This window comes from Rhodospirillales bacterium, assembly GCA_014323865.1.
Lineage (GTDB): Bacteria > Pseudomonadota > Alphaproteobacteria > SP197 > SP197 > SP197.
In genome coordinates, this window is the sequence record JACONG010000006.1 from 14,649 (window position 1) to 34,564 (window position 19,916).

21 protein-coding genes are annotated in these 19,916 nt (G+C 64.2%); 10 read left to right on the plus strand and 11 right to left on the minus strand.

Features of this window, described 5'->3' with window-relative positions:
* Positions 1-2: 2 nt before the first annotated feature.
* Entirely contained in the window at positions 3-2,651 is a 2,649-nt protein-coding gene (locus GDA49_02665) for a pyruvate, phosphate dikinase (GenBank protein MBC6439316.1), read from the plus strand.
* Between the two features lie 4 nt (positions 2,652-2,655).
* Complete coding sequence (locus tag GDA49_02670; protein ID MBC6439317.1) at positions 2,656-3,366, plus strand: HAD hydrolase-like protein; 711 nt, start codon at positions 2,656-2,658, stop codon at positions 3,364-3,366.
* A 77-nt stretch (positions 3,367-3,443) separates the two neighbouring features.
* On the opposite strand, the gene GDA49_02675 is transcribed toward GDA49_02670, so the two are convergent.
* Positions 3,444-4,334 (minus strand): folate-binding protein YgfZ, encoded by an 891-nt coding sequence (locus tag GDA49_02675; protein MBC6439318.1) that lies wholly within the window; start codon positions 4,332-4,334, stop codon positions 3,444-3,446.
* A gap of 98 nt (positions 4,335-4,432) precedes the next feature.
* On the opposite strand from GDA49_02675, the gene GDA49_02680 reads away from it, so the two are divergent.
* From GDA49_02680 to asnB, 5 genes are read left to right on the plus strand one after another with little or no spacing between them, the layout of a single operon-like run.
* Positions 4,433-5,461: a glycosyltransferase family 4 protein gene (locus tag GDA49_02680; protein ID MBC6439319.1), complete on the plus strand. Its 1,029-nt coding sequence runs from the start codon at positions 4,433-4,435 to the stop codon at positions 5,459-5,461.
* 12 nt (positions 5,462-5,473) lie between these two features.
* A complete protein-coding gene (locus tag GDA49_02685) occupies positions 5,474-6,412 on the plus strand; it encodes a glycosyltransferase family 9 protein (protein MBC6439320.1) in 939 nt (312 codons plus the stop codon).
* Entirely contained in the window at positions 6,409-7,167 is a 759-nt protein-coding gene (locus GDA49_02690; protein ID MBC6439321.1) for a glycosyltransferase family 2 protein, read from the plus strand. Before GDA49_02685 ends, GDA49_02690 begins: the two co-directional genes overlap by 4 nt.
* Complete coding sequence (locus tag GDA49_02695; protein ID MBC6439322.1) at positions 7,164-8,189, plus strand: glycosyltransferase; 1,026 nt, start codon at positions 7,164-7,166, stop codon at positions 8,187-8,189. Before GDA49_02690 ends, GDA49_02695 begins: the two co-directional genes overlap by 4 nt.
* Complete coding sequence (gene asnB / locus GDA49_02700) at positions 8,189-9,952, plus strand: asparagine synthase (glutamine-hydrolyzing) (protein ID MBC6439323.1); 1,764 nt, start codon at positions 8,189-8,191, stop codon at positions 9,950-9,952. The genes GDA49_02695 and asnB overlap by 1 nt, the downstream gene beginning before the upstream one ends.
* A 7-nt stretch (positions 9,953-9,959) precedes the next feature.
* Here asnB and GDA49_02705 read toward each other — a convergent pair whose 3' ends face one another.
* From GDA49_02705 to GDA49_02725, 5 genes are all read right to left on the minus strand, one after another.
* Complete coding sequence (locus GDA49_02705) at positions 9,960-10,748, minus strand: MBL fold metallo-hydrolase (GenBank protein MBC6439324.1); 789 nt, start codon at positions 10,746-10,748, stop codon at positions 9,960-9,962.
* 400 nt (positions 10,749-11,148) lie between these two features.
* Positions 11,149-12,555 (minus strand): type I glutamate--ammonia ligase, encoded by a 1,407-nt coding sequence (gene glnA, locus GDA49_02710; protein MBC6439325.1) that lies wholly within the window; start codon positions 12,553-12,555, stop codon positions 11,149-11,151.
* A 167-nt stretch (positions 12,556-12,722) separates the two neighbouring features.
* Positions 12,723-12,929: a hypothetical protein gene (locus GDA49_02715; GenBank protein ID MBC6439326.1), complete on the minus strand. Its 207-nt coding sequence runs from the start codon at positions 12,927-12,929 to the stop codon at positions 12,723-12,725.
* Positions 12,930-12,959: 30 nt separating this feature from the next.
* On the minus strand, positions 12,960-13,244 hold the full coding sequence (locus GDA49_02720; GenBank protein MBC6439327.1) for a hypothetical protein: 285 nt from the start codon (positions 13,242-13,244) through the stop codon (positions 12,960-12,962).
* Positions 13,241-14,659 (minus strand): thioredoxin, encoded by a 1,419-nt coding sequence (locus GDA49_02725; GenBank protein MBC6439328.1) that lies wholly within the window; start codon positions 14,657-14,659, stop codon positions 13,241-13,243. The genes GDA49_02720 and GDA49_02725 overlap by 4 nt, the downstream gene beginning before the upstream one ends.
* Before the next feature lie 83 nt (positions 14,660-14,742).
* Here GDA49_02725 and GDA49_02730 point away from each other — a divergent pair, with 83 nt between their 5' ends.
* Complete coding sequence (locus GDA49_02730) at positions 14,743-15,093, plus strand: RidA family protein (protein MBC6439329.1); 351 nt, start codon at positions 14,743-14,745, stop codon at positions 15,091-15,093.
* Here GDA49_02730 and GDA49_02735 read toward each other — a convergent pair.
* Genes GDA49_02735 through GDA49_02750 form a run of 4 tightly spaced genes read right to left on the minus strand, consistent with a single transcriptional unit; the run spans position 15,090 to position 17,091 of the window.
* Entirely contained in the window at positions 15,090-15,437 is a 348-nt protein-coding gene (locus GDA49_02735) for an SDR family NAD(P)-dependent oxidoreductase (protein ID MBC6439330.1), read from the minus strand. The two genes, GDA49_02730 and GDA49_02735, sit on opposite strands and share 4 nt — an antisense overlap.
* A gap of 16 nt (positions 15,438-15,453) precedes the next feature.
* Complete coding sequence (locus GDA49_02740) at positions 15,454-15,990, minus strand: gamma carbonic anhydrase family protein (protein ID MBC6439331.1); 537 nt, start codon at positions 15,988-15,990, stop codon at positions 15,454-15,456.
* On the minus strand, positions 15,990-16,862 hold the full coding sequence (locus GDA49_02745) for a phytanoyl-CoA dioxygenase family protein (protein ID MBC6439332.1): 873 nt from the start codon (positions 16,860-16,862) through the stop codon (positions 15,990-15,992). The genes GDA49_02740 and GDA49_02745 overlap by 1 nt, the downstream gene beginning before the upstream one ends.
* A 58-nt stretch (positions 16,863-16,920) precedes the next feature.
* Positions 16,921-17,091 (minus strand): hypothetical protein, encoded by a 171-nt coding sequence (locus GDA49_02750; GenBank protein MBC6439333.1) that lies wholly within the window; start codon positions 17,089-17,091, stop codon positions 16,921-16,923.
* Positions 17,092-17,325: 234 nt separating this feature from the next.
* Between GDA49_02750 and GDA49_02755 the strand changes: the two genes are divergently transcribed.
* Complete coding sequence (locus tag GDA49_02755; GenBank protein MBC6439334.1) at positions 17,326-17,622, plus strand: hypothetical protein; 297 nt, start codon at positions 17,326-17,328, stop codon at positions 17,620-17,622.
* A 21-nt stretch (positions 17,623-17,643) separates the two neighbouring features.
* On the opposite strand, the gene GDA49_02760 is transcribed toward GDA49_02755, so the two are convergent.
* Entirely contained in the window at positions 17,644-17,943 is a 300-nt protein-coding gene (locus GDA49_02760; protein ID MBC6439335.1) for a hypothetical protein, read from the minus strand.
* A gap of 322 nt (positions 17,944-18,265) precedes the next feature.
* Between GDA49_02760 and GDA49_02765 the strand changes: the two genes are divergently transcribed.
* Positions 18,266-19,822 (plus strand): trimethylamine methyltransferase family protein, encoded by a 1,557-nt coding sequence (locus tag GDA49_02765; protein ID MBC6439336.1) that lies wholly within the window; start codon positions 18,266-18,268, stop codon positions 19,820-19,822.
* Positions 19,823-19,916: the final 94 nt, after the last annotated feature.

The window sequence follows — 19,916 nt, forward strand, 5'->3', positions numbered from 1 at the left end:
GCATGACGCAATGGGTTTACGCCTTCGGGGGTGGGGCGTCGGAGGGCGATGCCTCGATGAAAGCCTTGCTGGGCGGCAAGGGTGCCAATCTTGCCGAGATGGCGAGCCTGGGCCTGCCGGTTCCCCCAGGCTACACGATCACGACCGAAGCATGCATGGCGTTCTACGAGTCCGGCAAGGCCTTCCCCGATGGCGTGGAAACGCAGGCCGCGGACGCGCTGAAGGCCGTCGAGGAGACCGTCGGCCGACGATTTGGCGATGCGGCGGACCCGCTTCTTGTCTCGGTGCGCTCCGGCGCGCCGGTCTCGATGCCGGGCATGATGGACACCGTGCTCAATCTGGGCCTCAACGACGAAACCGTCGCCGGCCTCGCGACCTCCAGCGGTGATGCGCGGTTCGCCTGGGACAGCTACCGCCGTTTCATCCAGATGTATTCCGACGTGGTGTTGGGCCTCGACCATGGTGACTTCGAGGACATCCTTGACGACGTGAAGGACGAGGAGGGTGTGTTCGAGGATGCCAGGCTGACCCCCGAGGCGCTCAAGACCGTGGTTTCGCGCTACCGCGCGTACGTTGCCGACCGGCTCGGCCACCCGTTCCCGCAGGACCCCAATAAGCAGCTCTGGGGCGCGATCCGGGCGGTGTTTGCCTCCTGGCACAACCAGCGCGCCATCGACTACCGCACGATCCACGACATCCCCGATGATCTCGGAACAGCCGTCAACGTTCAGGCGATGGTCTTCGGCAATATGGGCACCGACTGCGCCACAGGCGTTGCCTTCACGCGAAATCCCGATAACGGTGCCAACGAGAGCTTCGGAGAGTTTCTGGTGAACGCCCAGGGCGAGGACGTGGTGGCCGGTATCAGGACGCCGCATCGCATCGCTTCGACCGGCGACGGCTCGTCGATGGAAGAGGTCATGCCCAAGGCGTTTGCCGAGCTGATGGCGATCAACGCCAAGCTCGAAAGCCACTATCGCGACATGCAGGACGTCGAGTTCACGATCGAGAAGGATCGGCTCTTCATGCTGCAGACGCGTTCGGGCAAGCGTGGCATCCAGGCGGCGCTGAAGATCGCCGTGGACATGGCCGACGAGGGCCTGATCACGCGCGAGGAAGCGGTCTGCCGGATCGATCCCAAGGACCTCGACCGCCTGCTGCATCCGGTGCCCGACCCCAAGGCACCGCGCAAGGTCATCGCGCGCGGCTTGCCGGGTTCGCCGGGTGCCGCTTCGGGCATGGCGGTGTTCCATGCCGATGATGCCCAGGCGATGAGTGCCGAGGGCAGGGCCGTGATCCTGGTGCGGCCCGAGACCAGCCCCGAGGATATCCACGGCATGCATGCCGCTCGCGGCATTCTGACCAAGCATGGCGGCCAGACCAGCCATGCCGCGCTCGTCGCGCGCGGCATGGGTCGCCCATGTGTGACGGGTGCGGGTTCGATCCGCGTCGACACGGAAGCCGGAACCTTCGGCATCGGCGACATCAGCGTGAAGCGCGGCGATGTCATCACCATCGACGGCTCCACCGGCGAGGTGATCCTGGGCGAGATTCCGACCATTGAGCCGGAGCTCTCCGGCGAGTTCGCGACGATCATGAAATGGGCCGATACCGTGCGTGAACTCAAGGTGCGAGCCAACGCCGAGACGCCGGAGGACGCTGCCAAGGCGCGCGAATTCGGTGCCGAGGGCATCGGACTCTGCCGTACCGAGCACATGTTCTTCGAGGACGAGCGCATCATCGCCATGCGCGAGATGATCATGGCTGAGGACGAGTCCGGCCGTAAGGCACCGCTCGACCGCATCCTGCCGATGCAGCGCGACGACTTCGTCGCCCTGTTCCGCATCATGGCGGGCTTGCCGATCACGATCCGTCTGCTCGATCCGCCGTTGCACGAGTTCGTGCCCGTCAGCAACCACGAGCTGGAAGAGCTGGCAAGCCATATGGGAGCCGATGTCGAGCATGTCCGCATCCGTGCAGGATCGCTGAAGGAACTGAACCCGATGCTCGGTCATCGCGGCTGCCGCCTGGGCATCTCACACCCTGAGATCTATGCCATGCAGGCGCGGGCGATTCTGGAGGCGGCGGTCGAGGCGGAGACATCCGAGGGTGCGCCGGTCCTGCTGGAAATCATGGTGCCGCTGGTCGCAACGAAGCGGGAGCTCGACATCATCCGCAGTCGTATCGAAGCCATTGCGCAGCAGGTGCGCGAGGAGACCGGTGGCGACCCGCAATACCAGATCGGCACGATGATCGAGCTGCCGCGCGCCGCCCTGCGCGCCGCGGAGATCGCCGAAAGCGCGGAATTCTTCAGCTTCGGCACCAACGATCTGACCCAGACAACCTTTGGCATCAGCCGGGACGATTCCGGCCGCTTCCTGGAGCGTTATCAGGCCGAAGGCGTGTTCGAGGTCGATCCCTTCGTCAGTCTCGACACCGAAGGCGTGGGCGAGCTGGTCGCCATGGCGTCCGAACGGGGCCGAACCACGCGTGCCGATATCAAGCTCGGTATCTGTGGCGAGCACGGCGGCGATCCTGCCTCGATCACGTTCTGCCAGCAGACCGGCCTCGACTACGTCTCGTGCTCGCCATACCGCGTGCCGATTGCGCGTCTCGCGGCGGCCCAGGCAGCGATTCGCCAGAAAGGATGATCCGGTGCGGTTTCAGGCCATCAGCTTCGATTGCTACGGCACGCTGATCGACTGGGACACCGGTATCGGATTGTGGTTGGAGAACTGGGCATCGTTGAAGGGCATTGCCGTCCAGACGCATGAGCTGCTTGAGGATTTCGCGCGTCATCAGCGGGCCGAGCAGACCAGGCAGCCATTCCAGTCCTACCGCATGGTTCTGGGCAACGCATTTCGCAACCTCGGGGCGCAGACCGGTGTCGAAACGACGGATGGCGAGGCTGACGAGTTCGCTGCCACCGCCGGGACCTGGCCGCCGTTCGAGGATACGGTCGCCGCGCTGAGGGAGCTCAAGCGGCAGGGCCGTGTGCTCGCCGTTATCAGCAATGTCGACAACGACCTTTTCACCGAAACCCGCGAATTGCTGGGCGAACCCTTCGATATCGCCATCACGGCCGAGGATGTGCAGGGCTACAAGCCGGAGCCGCCCCATTTCAACGCCCTGCGTGCAGCGATCACGGATCGCGGCATCGCCGAGGAGGCGCTGCTTCACACCGCCCGCAGCCGGTTTCACGACATCGCGACGGCCAATGCGCTCGGCTGGTCCAACTGCTTGGTCGACCGCCGCCATGACAAGCCGGGTCGCGGCGTCGGCCTGCCGTCCGATGCCGTGCCGACGTGGACGGTGACCAGCATGGCAGGCTTCATCAATCTGCTGACGGAGATTGATCCGGTCTGATTTCTGACGTTAGGGCTGGCGCGCGGCCAGGATGCGGTAAAGCACCTTGCGGCGTGACCGGGCAAGACGACGGAGCCTCAGAACGAGACCCAGTCCGGTTTGACCGGTGTGACGCGCACGTCGCCAGCCATGACCTCCGCTGCGTCGCCGCCGACTTCCTCGAGGCGGTCGGTTCGGATCAGAGCGATGCCGCGACCGTTGATGGCGCTGCGCAGCTCGCCGATTTCGGCAGTTCCGACGGTGATCGGCGTTCCGGCATCGGGCAGATCGTCATCGGCCTTCACCGCGAAGAGACGGCGGCGTACCGTACCGCGGTACTTGGTGCGCGCCGTCAGTTCCTGGCCTACGTAACAGCCCTTCTCGAAGTCGACGGCGTTCAGCTCCTCGAAGTTGCTCTCCAGGATGAACGACTTGTCGACGAGCACGTCGGCACCGGCCTCGGGCACGGCAAGCGCCATGCGATGGGTGTGGTAGTCGTCCAACGTGCCTTCCACGTGGTCAGCCAGAGGCTGCGTGTCGGCAGGGTGGAGGCAACGCACGCCGAGGGTGGCGAGCCGGGGATCAACCATGTAAACGACGGCATCGTTGCGCCAGGCGTTGCCGATGCGACTGTGAAGCTTCACGGCTTCGCTTGCGCCGTCTCCGATCAGGGCGGTCACCACAACGTCGTCAGATACGTCGGTGATCTCGGCCCTGGCGCGCAACTTGTAGAAGCCCAGGCGCTTGGAAAGCTCTGCAGCGCGGTTGTGCGCGGTGTCGATCAGAAGTCCGCCCGTGCCGTCATCCGCCATGATGAAATCGAACAGAAACTTCCCCTGAGGCGTCAGCAGCGCCGAATAGATCGCGCGGGTCGGATCGACACGCTCGACGTTGTTGGTCACGATACCCTGCAGAAAGCCCCTGGCCTCGGGGCCGGATACCCTGAGAACGGCGCGATCGGTGAGGGCGATACGCTTCAGGTCGGTCATGAAGGCTCTCCGGTCGATGTTTTGACAATGGTGCGACCACACCGCCGAGGCAAGGGTTACGCTTGGCGTTCCCTTCGGAGGCACCTATAAGATGCGCCATGAAAATCCTCTTTTTCGACGATTCGTTCCTATACGACAGCTACACTCCGCGCCACGACCCCATGGGTGGACCGGAGAAGGGGTTGGTCTACCTTGCGGAGGCCCTGGCGCGCCGCGGGCAGGACGTTGTCGTGCGCAATCGCTGTGAGGCGCCGCGGGGTCTTCGCGGCGTGGCGTGGCGCCCGATCGACGACGGCGAGGAAGACGGTGCTGATCTCGTGGTTGCCTTGCGCGATCCGCGACTGCTCGATCGGGCCCCGGCATCGGGCGTTCGTGTTCTTTGGCTGGCCACGCCCGGTGCGCTTCTGACGCAGGGGGCGATGGCCGAATCCATGGGCCGTCACAGCGATTGCAAGCTGGTCTTCATGGGCGATTATCACAGGGCAACATGGCCGGAGGACGATGCCAGGGCTTCGATCATTCAGCCCGGTGTCGCCCCGCCCTACATGGTGTCTGAGGGACCGGCCGGCTACTGGCCGCCGCGCGCCGTCGTCACGACCCATCCCAGGGTTGGCATGGAGCGGCTTCTCGATCTCTGGTGCCGCAGGATCGAGCCGATGATCTCCGGGGCGCAGCTTCACATCTTCTCGGGCCTTTTCGCGCGCGCCGCATCGAGCAAGAAGATCGACGCCGATGTCACCGCGATCTACCGCAAGGCTGAGGCGGCTGCGGACCAGGGTGTGATGATCCGCCGCCCGGTGCCTGATGCGGATATGACCGAGGAGTATCGCCACGCGCGTGTCCACATCTACCCGGCATCGCCGCGTGAGATTTATGCGGCCACCCTGGCGGAGTCACAGGCCTCGGGCTGCCCGGGCGTGACGTTCCGTGAGGGAGCGGCCCAGGAGCGAATCCGCGACAGCCAAACCGGGTTTCTCGCGCCGGACGACGAGGCCTTCGCCAACTGCTCGATCCTCTGCCTGAAGGAGGACATCGTGTATCGGGGCCGCTCGAAGGATGCCTGGGAGATGAAGCGCGACCGAAGCTGGGACGATGCCGCCGAAGAGTTCGAGGCGCTCGCGCGCTGAGATCGCCCGGCCATGAAGCTGTTGTTCATCACATCGAACAGGCTGGGCGACGCCGTTCTGTCGACCGGTCTGCTGGGACATCTGAGCGAGAGCATTGATGTATCGACGACCGTCGCCTGCGGGCCGGTCGCATCGCGACTGTTCGAGCTCCTTCCGGGCATTGACCGCGTGATTCCCATCGCGAAACGGCGCCACGGGGGACACTGGCGCGACCTTTGGCGTCAGGTTGTCGGCACACGCTGGGATCTGGTCGTCGACCTCCGTGCCTCGCCGATGTCCTATGTGATCCGTGCGCGCGGTCGTCGCATCATGTTCAAGGCCGGAGCGGGACATCGGGTGGAGAGCCTGGCGGCGTGGTATGGCGTTCAACCGCCACCGGCACCGCGCATCTGGTCGTCCGCGGAGCATGTGGATGACGCGGCCGATCTCTTGCCCGGCGAGGAGCCGATCCTGGGCCTGGCGCCGACAGCCAACTGGCAGGGCAAGATCTGGCCGGCCGAACGCTTCGTCGCGCTTGCCGAAGGCCTGACCACTGGTGACGGTCCCCTGGCCGGTGCCCGTATCGCCGTGTTCGGCGGTCCCGGCGAGGATGCTCTGGTCAGACCGGTCCTGGATGGGCTCGGTGACGATCGTGCCATCAATCTTGTGGGCGGCCGCCATCTCCTCACGGTCGCCGAATGTCTCCGACTCTGCCGCCTCGTGGTCTCCAACGACAGCGGCTTGATGCACCTCGCCGCGGCGTCCGGTGCGCCGACACTCGGTCTGTTCGGGCCGAGCCGGGTCGAGCATTATGCGCCTTGGGGTTCGCACTCTGCGTCCGTGACGACTGAGGTGGCCTACGATGATCTGTTTGCACCGGACTACGACCGGCACACCACAGGTTCGCTGATGACGACGCTGTCGGTCGACGCCGTCCTCAGCGTCGCGCGATCCCTGCTGGAGCGCACGTGAGCGCGGTGCGGCTGAGTGCGGTGGTGGTGGCGCACAACGAGGAGGAGAACCTCGACGCCTGCCTCGCCACGCTTGCCTTCTGCGATGAGATCGTCGTGGTGCTCGACCGCTGTACCGATCGCTCTGCCGAGATCGCCCGTCGCCATACCGAGCGGATCATCGAAGGTGCCTGGGAGATCGAAGGGCTGCGACGCAACACGGGCCTTGATGCGGCGACCGGCGACTGGATCATCGAGCTGGATGCGGACGAGCGCGTGACCCCCGCGCTCGCGGACGAGATCCGGGAAACAATCGCCGATGCGACAGGGCCGGCCCACTACCTGATTCCGTTCGACAACTATGTCGGAACCCGTCGGGTTCGGTATGGCTGGGGGGCGTACTGGGGCGTATCGGCGGCAATCCGCCTCTTCACTCCGGGCGCAAAGCGTTGGGGCAGCGAATGGGTCCATCCCAGCCTGGAGATCAAGGGCGAGCGCCGCCGGCTGACCGAACGCATCGACCACCTGGTCGATCGCGATATCTCCGACATGATCGCGCGGCTCGATCGCTATACGGCCTTACACGCCCGTGATCTCCGGGATTCCGGCGATATCGGTTCTCTCTGGCGCAATGTGCTTCGTGTCTTCGGTCGTTTCTGGAAGTGTTACATCGGTCGCTCCGGATGGCGCGAGGGTGGTTGGGGATTCCTGATCGCACTGTTTGCCGGTCTCTATCCGCTCCTGTCGCACCTGCGTGCCCGGTTGGAGGACGGCTGATGCGCGTCGTTCAGGCCATGGCGGGTGGGGAGGTCGGCGGCGCGGAAGCGTTTTTCGTCCGCTTGGTCACGGCCCTTGCCGAAACGGACGTGGAGCAGGCCGCCATCATCCGTAGCCATCCCGACCGCGCCGAGGCGCTCGCCAGGGTAGGGATTGCCACCCGTCAGCTGCGGTTCGGCGGCAGGCTGGATATCCGCAGCCGGCTCGATTATCGGCGCGCATTGCGGGAGGCTGACCCCGACATCGTGATGACCTGGATGAAGCGCGCATCGGGCCTCTGCCCGTCGGGACGGTTCGTGCAGATCGGCCGCCTCGGCGGGTTCTACGATCTGAAGTACTATCGCCGCTGTGGCCACCTCGTGGGCAACACCCGGGGCATCGTCGACCACATCACGGCGCAGGGCTGGCCCGCCAAACGTGCTCACATGATCTCGAACTTCGTCGACACGAGCTTTGCCGTGCCGATGGCCCGCGCCGAGCTCGATACGCCCGATGACGTGCCGCTGATGGTGGCGCTGGGCAGGCTGCATCCCAACAAGGCGTTCGATGTCCTGATTGAGGCCATGGTCGATGTCCCCGAGGCCTGGCTCTGGCTTGCCGGCAACGGGCCGCTCGATCTTCATCTCAAACACCACGCCGCCGACCGGGGCGTCGAGAATCGCATCCGGTTCCTGGGCTGGCGCGACGACACCGCAGCACTTCTCGAAGCAGCCGACCTGCTTGTCTGTCCTTCGCGCCATGAACCTCTGGGCAACGTGATTCTTGAAGCCTGGGCACGGCGTGTACCGGTTGTCGCGGCGGCAAGTCAGGGGCCTTCCGAGCTGATCATCGACGGGGACACCGGCCTGCTTGCCGATGTCGACGATGCCTATGGTCTCGCCAGGCGAATTCGCGACGCGCTTGCCGATCGCGAGGGCATGGCCGCGATGGCCGAGCGTGGCCTGGCGGCCTACGAGGCGCGGTTCAGCCAGACCGCAATCGTGGCCCAGTTCCGCGACCTCTTTGAGCAGGTGTTGCGCTGATGTGCGGTCTTGCCGGCGTGATGGCGCGGCCCGGCGCGGAGATCCCGGAATCCGTGCTGCAGGACCTTGCCAGCGCCATCGCGCACCGTGGTCCCGACGGCGAGGGGCGCTACCGCAACGGGCCTCTTGCCATGGTGCAGACCAGGCTGGCGATTATTGATCTTGTGACGGGGGATCAGCCGCTCTTCGGACCCTCCGGCCAGGTCCTGGTCGCCAACGGCGAGATCTACAATCACATTGAGTGGCGTCGCGTTCTGAAAGAGGTGCCGTTTCAGACGGCGTCCGATTGCGAGGTCCCGCTCCACCTCCATGAACGCGAGGGCATGGCCTTCGCCAGGGGATTGCGGGGTATGTATGCGATCGCGCTCTACGAGCCCGGTCCCGAAACGCTCTATCTGGCGCGCGATCCGTTCGGCATCAAGCCGCTCTATGTGGCCGAGACGCCCCTCGGGTTTGCCTTTGCGTCAGAACCTCAGGCCCTGATCGCTGCGCGGCTTGTGACGCCCGAGGTTGACGAGGCAAAACGTGCCGAGCTCCTGCAGTGCCAGTTCACCACGGGACGCCGGACGATCTACCAGGGGATCGAACGATTGTTGCCCGGCGAGACGGTTGCGGTTCGTCACGGGCAAATTGTCGAACGTCAGCGGCGCGATGCCTTGCCCGAACTCGACACTGCATCGTGGGACGAAGACGATGCCCTTGAACGCTTGGACGCCGCGCTGATCGACAGCGTACGGGTGCACGAAAGATCCGACGTTCCCTATGGGCTGTTCCTCTCGGGCGGCGTCGACAGCTCGGCGATCATCGCGGCGATGACGCGCATCGACGAGCACCCGGTGCGCGCCTACACGATCGGTTTCGACGTGTCCGGGATGCGGGATGAACGCATGCACGCCGCCGCGGTCGCACGCGCTGCCCGCGCAGAGCATGTCGAGGTGAGCTTCGGGCGGGACGACTTCTGGCGTCTGCTGCCGCGCGTTGCCGAAGCCATGGACGACCCGGCGGCCGACTACGCCACCCTGCCAACCCTGCGGCTTGCGGAGGTCGTGCGCGAATCCCTGAAGGTCGTGTTGTCGGGCGAGGGGGGTGATGAACTCTTCGCGGGCTACGGACGTTATCGCCGGTACTTGCGTCATCCGCTCTTGGGAGGCGGCAGGTTGCGGCGGCGCGGGACGTTCGACCGCTTCGGCACCGTTGCCCGGTTGCCGTCGGACTGGCGCAGAGGGTTCGATGAGGCCGAGAACGATGCCGCGCGACCGGGACGGTCGAAGCTGCAGGTCGCGCAGGCGAGCGAGGTCGCGGAATGGTTGCCGAACGATCTGCTCGCCAAGCTCGACCGTTGCCTGATGGCCCATGGCGTCGAGGGGCGCGTTCCCTTGCTTGATCCCCATGTCGCCGATGTCGGGTTTCGCCTCACCGACGACCTCAAGATTCGCAAGCGTCGGGGCAAGTACCTGCTCAGGCACTGGCTCGACCGCGAACTGCCGGAAGCCGATGCGTTTTCGGCGAAGCGAGGCTTCACGGTTCCGGTCGGCGCATGGATTGCCGAACGCGGATCGAAACTCGGCCGTCTCGTCGCCCGCACGCCCGGCCTCGAGAACTGGGCCAATCCGCGCGGCGTGGAGGACGTGTTTTCGAAGGCTGCGGATCGCGCGACCGGGTTCGCGGCCTGGACGCTGCTCTTCTACGCCCTCTGGCACCGCCGGCATGTCGAAGGGTTGCCGTTCGAGGCGATGGATGTGGAGACGATTCTGAAGATCTGACGTCGCGTCAGTTCAGCGCCGGCATGTCGATGACGTGGCCTTCCCGCGCCAGCGAGCTTGCGGACAGCTGCCGCTGCATCGCTTCTTCCCTGCGGAAGAGTTCGCTGTCGGAGGCCTCCGGCGGATGGTCTGTGATGACGACGTGACCGATCTCGGCGCGCTGCGCCAGTTCGATCGCAATCCGGTCGGCCTCCTTCATGTCATCGCACAGAAGGCTCAGGATCAAGAGATCGCACCCGAGCAGGAAGTCGATGAGGTGCGACAGATCCCCGGGTGGTCGAAGGGCGCATGCGTAGCCGAGCGAGCGATGGCCGCATTGCAGCCTGTAGGCCGTGCCCGGCAGCCCGCAGGTCACCGGAATGGAGACAACCTCAATACCGGGAACGAGGTCGAAGGACTGCCCGGCCTCGAAGTCGTTGAACGCGAGCTCAGCATTGAAGATATCGATCGGGACGGGAAACACGGGGTCGGTCATCAGACGGGTCAGAACCGCCTTGATGCTGCCTTCCTCGGGTTTGTGGCCGCACCAGAACGAGAAGCTGTTTTTCGGATGGAAGGCCGCAGCAAAGAAGGGCAGGCCGCAGATCCGGTTGAAGTTGGTGTGGCTGAAGAGCAGATCGCCCTGAACCGGGGAGCGGTCCATGAGGGCCTGACCCAGCACACGCAGACCGGTTCCGGCGTCGAATACGATAATCCGGTCGCCGCAGTCGATCTCGACACAGGGGGAATTGCCGCCGAACTCGGTTGTCTCGCCACCCGGCGAGGGAAGGCCGCCCCTGACACCCCAGAAAGTCACCGCTGAACGCTGATCTGCCAAAACGAAATCCCCGATGCGGGAAAGACCAATTCATATCAGATAGATTAAGATCAAGTCATGACAAGGCGTGTCGCAGACGTGGCGGGCGATGTGAAGACGCCATCTGCCACACCTGCGGCGCGCTCCTGATCGGTCGCGACGGGCACGAACCCACCATGTGGGGCCTGACCGACGACGGCCGCTGCAGCTACCTTCCGCACCCCCCTTGCCACGGCGTCTTCGACGGCCCGTCCGGTCGGTGGTGAGAAAGCGCATGGCGTCGACTTTGCCTCCCGATGATCCAGGTTCCCGCCGGCATTCAAGAAAACCCGAACGCTCCCGCATCTGCTCACAAGGCAGAGTGCGACGGGGCCCTACCGGGATGATCGTCCCGAAACGATCAGACGCTGTAGTACATCTGGTACTCGAGCGCGCTCGTCGTCGTCTCGGCGAGATGAAGATCCTGCCGCTTGATGTGCAGATAGGCTTCGATCATGTCCTCGGTGAAGACGCCGCCCTTGAGCAGGAATTCGTGGTCCTTCGCCACGGCGCGCACGGCCTCACGCAGGCTGCGGCAGACCGTCGGCAGATCGACGATCTCGTCCTTGGGCATATCGTAAAGGTTGCGCTCGAGCGCCTCGCCAGGATTGATCTTGTTCTCGATACCGTCGAGACCGGCCATCAGCATGGCTGAGAATGCCAGGTAGGGGTTGGCCGATGCGTCCGGGAAGCGGACCTCGACACGCTTTGCATTCGGGCTCTCAGCGTGCGGAATGCGGCACGAAGCCGAGCGATTGCGGGAAGCATAGGCGAGGAAGACCGGCGCCTCGTAGCCCGGAACCAGGCGCTTGTAGCTGTTGGTCGTCGGGTTGGTGAAGGCGTTCAGCGCACGGCCGTGCTTGATGATGCCACCGATGTAGTAGAGCGCCTCCTGCGACAGTCCCTGGTATTTGTCGCCGGCGAAAACGGGCTTGCCGTCCTTCCAGATCGACTGATGGCAATGCATGCCCGAGCCGTTGTCGTGCATGACCGGCTTGGGCATGAAGGTCGCCGTCTTGTTCCAAGCGTCGGCCACGTTATGCACGACATACTTGTACTTTTGAACGTTGTCGGCGCAGTTCACAAGCGTGTCGAATTGTATGCCGAGCTCATGCTGGCTGGGCGCAACCTCGTGATGATGCTTCTCTACGCTGACGCCCATGCGAATCAGGCTAAGCACCATATCGCTGCGCATGTCCTGATGCTGATCGACTGGCGGCACCGGGAAGTAGCCACCCTTGGGACTTGGGCGATGACCCCGGTTTCCTTCGGGAAAGTCCTCGCCGGATTTGAAAGGATCTTCCCGAGAGTCAGTGAAGAAGTATGTCGAGTTCGGCATGACATCGAATCGCACGCTCTCGAAGACGAAGAACTCCGGCTCCGGGCCGAAGTTTGCTGTGTCGCCGATGCCGGTCGATTGCAGGTGTTTCTCGGCGCGCCGTGCGACACCGCGGGGATCGCGATCGTAACGCTCCCCTGTCGTGGGCTCGTGCACGTCACAGACGATGACCAGCAAATTCTTGGAGAAGGGATCCTCCACGCAAGTTTCGAGCTGCGGCTTGAGCTGCATGTCGGACTCGTTGATGTCCTTCCAGCCGGTGATCGACGAGCCATCGAACAGCAGGCCTTCGGTAAGGAAGTCCTCGGTGATGGTATCCTTGTGATGGGACAGATGCTGCCACTTGCCCTTCGGATCGGTGAAACGGAAATCGACGAAATCAATGTTGTCGCGCTCAAGGCGCGCGATCACCTCTGCTGCGGTAGTCATGATCGTCTCCTCTGTCCGCATAATCCCAGGACCCGACCGATACAGCCAGCTGAGCATTCACGATATCAACTTGGCAGTCTATCAGACAATTCGAAGAAAACCTAGTGCAGAGTGAACGATTTCACGAAATCGTCATAACATCACGTGCCATGGCTGTGTGAACCGAATCAGGCGGTTAGCGCCGCGACCACCTCATCGAACACGGCATCAGCGCGCTCATGCATCTCGGCCTCCGTCAGGGGCTGGATCGGATGCTTCACATAGATGGCGCCCGCGTTGAAACCATGGATTTCACGCCATGCCTTGACCCCGGACTCGAACTCCTCCGAGAACAGGGCGACGGCGGGAAGGCCCTTCCGATCAATCTCCAGCATGTCCTGCAGACTGCACGACGTACAAGAGCCTCAATCGGCCAGCGCCTCGACGACGACGTCGCAGCGTTCGGTGATCTCAGCCGTAACGGCGTCGGAGGCCTTCTTGGCGAAGGTCTCCTTGGCGAACCGCTCGACCTTGATGCCGAGTTCACCAAAGCGCGCCTCAAGCCGGTCAAGCAGCAGATCGCCCTGCCGCTTGGTGATGTCGAGCAATCCGACGGTCAGACCGTCGAGCGACGCCGGTGGCGCCTTGCGCTCGCGTATCCCGCCCGACCGTTCCGAGGTCGGATCGAGCAGGGTCGTGCTGTGCGTCATGGCACAATCTCCCTCGTTATGGGTTGCGACCCGCGCGGACCGCTGGCCCAGCCATGGATGATAGTGGAGAATAGCCCGGCGTTGCTACCGGTTCGAACCAACTGGAGGTCGCCGGGGCCGAATTTCGGAATCAGCGTGCCGTCCGTCGAACGCACCGTGGCACCGGCTTCGACATCGGCTTCGTTGCGCCCTGTGCGATCCATCAGAGCGTAGAAGATGCGGGCGCGATCCCACCCGGCCGCGCGGTAGACCGACCAGTACTCGCCCGACAGCACCAGCATGGCACCCTGGCCACCACCGGCATCCTGCGGATGGCCGAAGGCATTGAGTGTCATGGCGATGTTGTCGGTCAGCGCGTCCGGTTCGCGGGCGTTTTCCATGTTGTGGATGCTGGTGCCGCAGAATCCGAACACGGTCACGGCGGACTTGCCCGGCTCGATGCCGCGTGACTGTGCCAGGGACTGCCAGGCGTCATCCGATTCATCCTCAGCGAAACACAGGCCGAACTTGCCTGGGTGGCCGAAGGTGGAGCGGTCCGTGCCGCCAGGCATGGCGCCGCCGAGATTGATCACGAGAAGCTGGAGGGCTCGCGCGATCGTGGCGTTCGCACGGTTGCCGTGGCCCAGGGCATTGTGGCCGGTGTTCATGCCGATGCGCTTGGCCACAGGGCCGTTCACGACCACGCAGACACCGGCGCCCATCGTGGTCGACATCAGGCCTTGCCAGGCAAAATCCGGATCCATCGCGGCATCGAGCGCGGCCAACACCACGGGGAGGTGCTCGGGTCGGCATCCGGCCATCACGGCATTGATGGCAGCTTTCTCGACTGTGCAGGTCGCACCCGAGGGCGGAATGATACCCAGAACCTCATCGGGCTTGTGGCCTGTGCCGTCGAGCATGCGCAAAACGCGGGCCGGTGTCGGTGTCACGACCGGAAGGCCGTCGGTCCAGCCCTGGTCAAAGGCGTACTCCATCGGATCGTCGGGGAAGTCGACGATGACCTTGCACGCGCTGAGTCCGGTGTCGCCGAACCGGGCCTGTAGTTCCTCGGCCATGCCGGAGGCGACCGACAGCGATCCGCAGCCGGGCCGTTCCTCGGGTAAGTCGATGCCGAGATCGTTGACGCCGGTCAGGTTCTGCCATTCGCCGCGATGCCAGCCGATGACCCTACCCGTCTCGCGGCCGCCCTCACGTCGTATCAGCGTCGGCACGATGTCGGTTTCAAGCGCGAACGAGGCCTGGAGATCACGATCGTCGATCACGGCAAGCCCGCGCGGAAACTCCGGATTGTCCTGGGAGTAGATCGCCTTGAGATCGCCCAGCCGCTTCAGTTCGGCCGCCACCGGCGCGATGAGCTGACAGGTCGGACAATCCTCCTTGAGGACAAGTGCGAGGCCGTCTGCGGGCAGGTCCATGGGCGCATCTCCGGAAGGGAAGACATGTCGTCAGGTGATGCTACGATCCCCGCCGTTACAACCAAAGCCCAAAGGGAGATCCCATGTCCGATATTCAACGCCTTGAGCCTGCCGCACTCTTCAGCGGCGCCGTCATCCACGGCGACACCGTCTATCTCTCCGGCAAGGTCGCGTCTGACAGCTCGCTTGACGTGAAGGCCCAGACCCAGGACATTCTCGACCAGATCGATGCCACACTGGCGGCCTGCGGCACCGACAAGTCGAAGCTGCTGACCGTGATGATCTGGCTCACCGACATGGGCACCTGGGCCGAGATGAATGAGGTCTACACGCCGTGGATCGATCCAGACAACAAGCCCTGCCGCGCCTGCGTTGGCGCGTCGCTCGCGGCAACGGAATTCCTCGTCGAGATCCAGTGCGTCGCCGCGCGTTAACGGCAGGCGTATGAGCCGCCGTCGACTTCGAGCAGGGCACCGGTCAGGAACTTCTGATTGGGATCGGGGAGGAAGCAGCCGGCGTTGTTGACCAGGATGTCGAGGCCGCTCATCCCGTCGATCGCGCCGGCGACCAGCGCCCGGCATGCCGCTGCCCTTCCGATATCGCCGGGGGCTGAGACCATGTTCTCACCGCCGAGTTCTGCGATGGTCGCCGCCACGTCGTCGCCCTTTCGGCCATTGATCGCGACCCGTGCGCCGTGCTCCAGGAATGCCTTGGCAGCGGCCTTGCCGATACCGCGGGTCGAACCGGTAATCGGAACGCGTTTGCCCGAGAAGCTCATGTCCGCTCTTCCGTTGTCAGCGGTAATCGTCCAGCTCGTGGACGTACCATTCGGCGTTGCCCCTGATCCACGCGATCTCCTCGTCGGTGAGGTCGCGCAGCTTCATGGCCGGCACACCGCCCCAGAGTTCGCCCGACTTGACCACCTTGTTCGGGGCGACCAGAGCGCCGGCCGCGACCTGGGCGTGTTTCTCGACCACGGCGCCGTCGAGCACCGTGGCGCTGGACCCGGTCAGGGTCTCGTCGTGCAGGTGGCAGGCGTGCAGATGGACGTTGTGACCCAGCGTGACCCAATCGCCGATGATCGTCGGGAACCTGGTGCTGACGTGAACGACGCAGCCGTCCTGAACGTTCGAGCCGTGTCCGATGCGGATCGGACCGTCGTCGCCGCGCACGACAGCGTTGAACCAGACACTCGAGTCCGGCCCCATCTCGACATCGCCAATCACCGCCGCGCCGGGCAGGATGAGCGCGCTGTCGTCGATCCGCGGCCAGACATCCTTGCAGGGCATGACGATGGGGCCGGGCGGGGTCGGCCAGCGGTCCTGCGCCATTACTCGGCGGCCGTCTTCTGACCCTGAAGGCCGAAGAAGCTGTCGTCGTCGTAAGGCAGGGGTACCTCGATGGTCATGTCCTTCAGGCGGGCGAAGCGGGTCGATTTCCCGCGTACGATCTTGCCATGGTAGCTGTTCGGCATGGCCGGTTCCTTGAGCGCAAAGGCGTCGGCTGCCGTGTAGTCGCAGATCAGCAGCGCGCGCGGTCGGTCGGTCAGGTTCGGACCGCCGCCATGGGCCATCCAGGTGTGCATGATGACGAGGTTGCCGGCCTTGCCGGTCATCGGGACGGCCCTGGCCTCAAGCTCCTTGCTCGTCTCGGCGTCGATGCTGCCGGTGAACGCGCCATTCTCGTCGTGATGGCTGAACGGCGTCTTGTGGGAGCCGGGAACCACGGTCAACGGCCCCATCTCCTCGTCGGTGTCCGACAGGAAGAGCAGGGTGGTCACCATGCTGTCGTTGGTATGGGGGTCGTAGGCGTGGTCCTGGTGCCAGCCGACATGGGTGTCGGTGCCCGGCAGCTTTACGTTGATCTTGCAGTGATGAAACTTCACGTCGGGCCCGATGCAGTCAGCGACGTGGTCGGGCACGGTGCTGTCGAACAGCGCGGCGCGCACGGCCTCGGAGATTTCGATCGGGTTGGAGACCCGGCGCAGGCGCGGATGCTCGGCCGTGTGCCCGCCTTCGAGGTCGAAGCGGGCCTTGCCGTCGAGGCAGGTACCCCAGTTGGTGACGTGGCCTCGGCTCTCTTCGATCCAGTCGTCGAGCTGGGCGCGAAGGGCGTCGAGATGCGGGCCGGTCAGCACGCCGCGGCAAACGACGTAACCGTCGCGCTCGAACTGCTCTTTCTGTTGGTCGGTCAGAAAAGACATGGGGTGCTCCTTCCAGAACGCTCCAATCTAGTCCCGCCGAGCGGCGTGGTGCAAAGTTTTAGCTGCCGGCCTCGCACTCCGAAATCGCGGTCTTGAGGTCGGAGTATTCGGTGCAGCCGAGCCGACAGATACCGTCAAGCGCCTCAGGCTGCTCCCGGGCCCTGCCGACGGCGCCGATTGTCAGGTACTCGCGGGCGTCCCTGGATAGAGTACGACAAAGAGCCTTCATGGTGCCGATCTCCCCATTTGATTCGATCCGGGGTTAAGGCTGACGGCCCGACGTGGCCGTCGGCAGACCGGATTGATCACGATTTTGCAACCGGCGACGTCAGAGTTTTACGCAGGTCGTCATTTCCTGCAGAGGACCCGATCACGCTCATGGCTGAACGCGCACCTTGTATTCGCCACAATCGGTTCCAATCTGACCTCAGGGCAGACCGCAAAGATCGGATTAAGGTCGGATATGAGCGATCAGCAGGAAACCATGGAGCACAAGCCCCTGGAGGAACACCGTGACTTCGGTGAAATCCGTGGCACCGTCATCAAGCTGGTGATGGCGTCGCTGATCGTGGGCTTCGTGATGCACTGGTTCGGCTGGACGTACATCGACATCCTGCGCGCGCTGACTGAGGACTTCGAGCAGCTCTTCACCAACTTCGTCGACATCATCTTCTGGATCGCCGAGATCATCCTGCTCGGCGCGACCATCATCGTGCCGGTCTGGCTAGTGGTCCGCCTGATGGGACGGGAGAAGGGTTAGGTCCTTCCTTCCGCGACGACTTCACAAAGCCAATCCTTGAGCAGCAGGGCGCCGGGCTCGGTGCAGGGAGCAAGGGTTTCGCAGGTCACCTTGCTGCACACCGGAATCGCACGATCCCTGGTCAGGCGGGAGCCCTTCGGTCCGGATCGACATGATGAGGTGAATATCGATGCCGGGGTGGCGATGGCGAAATCCCACGAGCCGCGGCGTGAGCCAGAGCACGGCGAACGAGGTGGTCGCGCGCACCGTGATGGTCTCGGCATCGGCCGTGTCGAAAATGCCTGTGGTTGCCGAGGTTGGATCCTCGAACGCCTTGCGCACCGTTGGCAGACAGGCGTGGCCGAGACGTTCGAACAGGGGAAACCCCGGCGCTCCTCAAGGTTGCGAACCCGGGTGCTGATCGCCTTCGGCGTTCGTCCGGGTCCCCCGGATGTACCGGCGAGGCTCTCGCGGCGGGCGAAGACCTCGAGGGCGCGTAGCCAGTTGGCGGGCGGCAACGGGTGCATCGCGACCTCCTCCTCGTCTGGACAAAAGTTTTCCTGTATCTCGGCCACAACAGATTTCCTTCGATGTCCTGTCATATCCGCGCGATGCTCTCTGCCCCCATGAGGAGGATCGCGTGGCGCAGGAAGTGGAGAGCCCGATGGAATCCGGTTCGAGCGGGTCGACATCGAACGGTTCGCGACGTGCTGGCGGTCGTGCGGCACGCCAAGCGCGCCGACGCAGCGATCCCGGCCGGGCACCTGCCATCGTTCGGCGCACGATTCCCGTCTACGACCTGCTCGACGACGATGCGCTGGCGGCGATCGAGGCCCAGGCCGACTGGATTCTGAAGGAGATCGGGATCGAGTTCCGGGGCGACGACGAGGCCCTGGCGCTGTTCCGCGAGGCCGGTTGCAGCATCGACGGTTGCCGGGTGCGCTTCGATCCCGGTCATGCCACGGCGCTGGCGGCCACTGCGCCCGGCGAATTCCGCATGGAGAGCAGGGACCCGGGCCGATCAATCGTGCTGGGCGGTGACCATGTCGTCTTCATGCCGGGCTACGGCTCGCCCTTTGTCACCGATCTCGACCGGGGACGGCGTTACGCGACGCTGGAGGACTTCGAGGCCTTCGTGAAGCTGAGTTTCATGACGCCATGGCTGCACCACGGCAGCGGAACCGTGTGCGAGCCGGTCGACATCCCGGTCAACAAGCGTCACCTCGACATGGTCTATGCCCATCTGCGCTGGTCGACCAAGCCGTTCATGGGCGGTGTGACGGCGCCCGATCGCGCCCGGGACTCGATCGAGATGGCGCGGATCGCGTTCGGCGCAGACCATGTAGACGAGAAATGCGTCATCCAGGCCAACATCAACGTCAACTCGCCGCTGGTCTACGACGGTGTCATGTCGTCGGCCCTGCGCATCTACGCCGAGGCGGGCCAGAGCACGGCGATCTCGCCGGCCATCTTCGGTGGCGCGATGGGGCCGGTGACCCAGCCGGCGGTTCTGGCCCAGACCCATGCGGAAATCATCGCCGGGATCGCGCTGAGCCAGCTCGTGCGGCCGGGCACGCCGGTGGTCTACGGCAACTTCAACACCACGATGAATCTGAAGACCGGCGCGCTGACCTTCGGGACGCCCGAGGCCAATCTTTCGAACATGGCCTTCGCTCAACTGGGGCGCAGGCTGGGCGTACCGGTGCGTTGCGGCGGTCAGCTCACGGCATCCAATGCGGCTGACGGGCTCGCCATGCAGGAGTCGACCTCGTTCATGCTGGCCGCAATCCTGGCGGGCTCGAACTTCGTCTATCACGCAGCAGGCTGGCTCGAGGGCGGGCTGACCATGAGTTACGAGAAGTTCGTCATGGACCTCGACCACTGCGGCATGATGCTGCGCATGATCGCGGGGCTCGAGGTCAACGAAGCGGCATTTGCGAAGGACGCCTATGAGGAGGCGGGGCCCGGCCAGGCCTTCTTCGGCACACAGCACACGCTGGCGAACTTCGAGACCGCCAACTATGTCTCCGAGTTGCTCGACGCAGGGCCTTACGAGACCTGGATGGAAAACGGTGCGCCCGACGCGGCGCAGCGCGCCAATGGCCGCTGGAAGCAGATGCTGGCCGACTACGAAGCGCCTGCAATCGACCCGGCTGTCGACGAAGAACTCAGGGATTTCATGACACGGCGCAAGGCCGCCATGCCGGACCAATGGTACTGACGCTCAACCCAAGGGGGACACCGATGAGCAGGATGACACGCATTCCCCGCCAGCGACGTTTGCAGAGCGATGCGAAACAGGCTGGATTCAACTG

Excerpts from the sequence above, each read along its gene's own strand:
- GDA49_02665 (MBC6439316.1), top strand. The coding sequence starts at position 3 with ATGACGCAATGGGTTTACGCCTTCGGGGGTGGGGCGTCGGAGGGCGAT.
- GDA49_02675 (MBC6439318.1), bottom strand. The coding sequence starts at position 4,334 with ATGACCGACCTGAAGCGTATCGCCCTCACCGATCGCGCCGTTCTCAGG.
- GDA49_02680 (MBC6439319.1), top strand. The coding sequence starts at position 4,433 with ATGAAAATCCTCTTTTTCGACGATTCGTTCCTATACGACAGCTACACT.
- GDA49_02685 (MBC6439320.1), top strand. The coding sequence starts at position 5,474 with ATGAAGCTGTTGTTCATCACATCGAACAGGCTGGGCGACGCCGTTCTG.
- asnB (MBC6439323.1), top strand. The coding sequence starts at position 8,189 with ATGTGCGGTCTTGCCGGCGTGATGGCGCGGCCCGGCGCGGAGATCCCG.
- glnA (MBC6439325.1), bottom strand. The coding sequence starts at position 12,555 with ATGACTACCGCAGCAGAGGTGATCGCGCGCCTTGAGCGCGACAACATT.
- GDA49_02715 (MBC6439326.1), bottom strand. The coding sequence starts at position 12,929 with ATGCTGGAGATTGATCGGAAGGGCCTTCCCGCCGTCGCCCTGTTCTCG.
- GDA49_02720 (MBC6439327.1), bottom strand. The coding sequence starts at position 13,244 with ATGACGCACAGCACGACCCTGCTCGATCCGACCTCGGAACGGTCGGGC.
- GDA49_02725 (MBC6439328.1), bottom strand. The coding sequence starts at position 14,659 with ATGGACCTGCCCGCAGACGGCCTCGCACTTGTCCTCAAGGAGGATTGT.
- GDA49_02730 (MBC6439329.1), top strand. The coding sequence starts at position 14,743 with ATGTCCGATATTCAACGCCTTGAGCCTGCCGCACTCTTCAGCGGCGCC.
- GDA49_02735 (MBC6439330.1), bottom strand. The coding sequence starts at position 15,437 with ATGAGCTTCTCGGGCAAACGCGTTCCGATTACCGGTTCGACCCGCGGT.
- GDA49_02740 (MBC6439331.1), bottom strand. The coding sequence starts at position 15,990 with ATGGCGCAGGACCGCTGGCCGACCCCGCCCGGCCCCATCGTCATGCCC.
- GDA49_02745 (MBC6439332.1), bottom strand. The coding sequence starts at position 16,862 with ATGTCTTTTCTGACCGACCAACAGAAAGAGCAGTTCGAGCGCGACGGT.
- GDA49_02750 (MBC6439333.1), bottom strand. The coding sequence starts at position 17,091 with ATGAAGGCTCTTTGTCGTACTCTATCCAGGGACGCCCGCGAGTACCTG.
- GDA49_02755 (MBC6439334.1), top strand. The coding sequence starts at position 17,326 with ATGAGCGATCAGCAGGAAACCATGGAGCACAAGCCCCTGGAGGAACAC.
- GDA49_02765 (MBC6439336.1), top strand. The coding sequence starts at position 18,266 with ATGGAATCCGGTTCGAGCGGGTCGACATCGAACGGTTCGCGACGTGCT.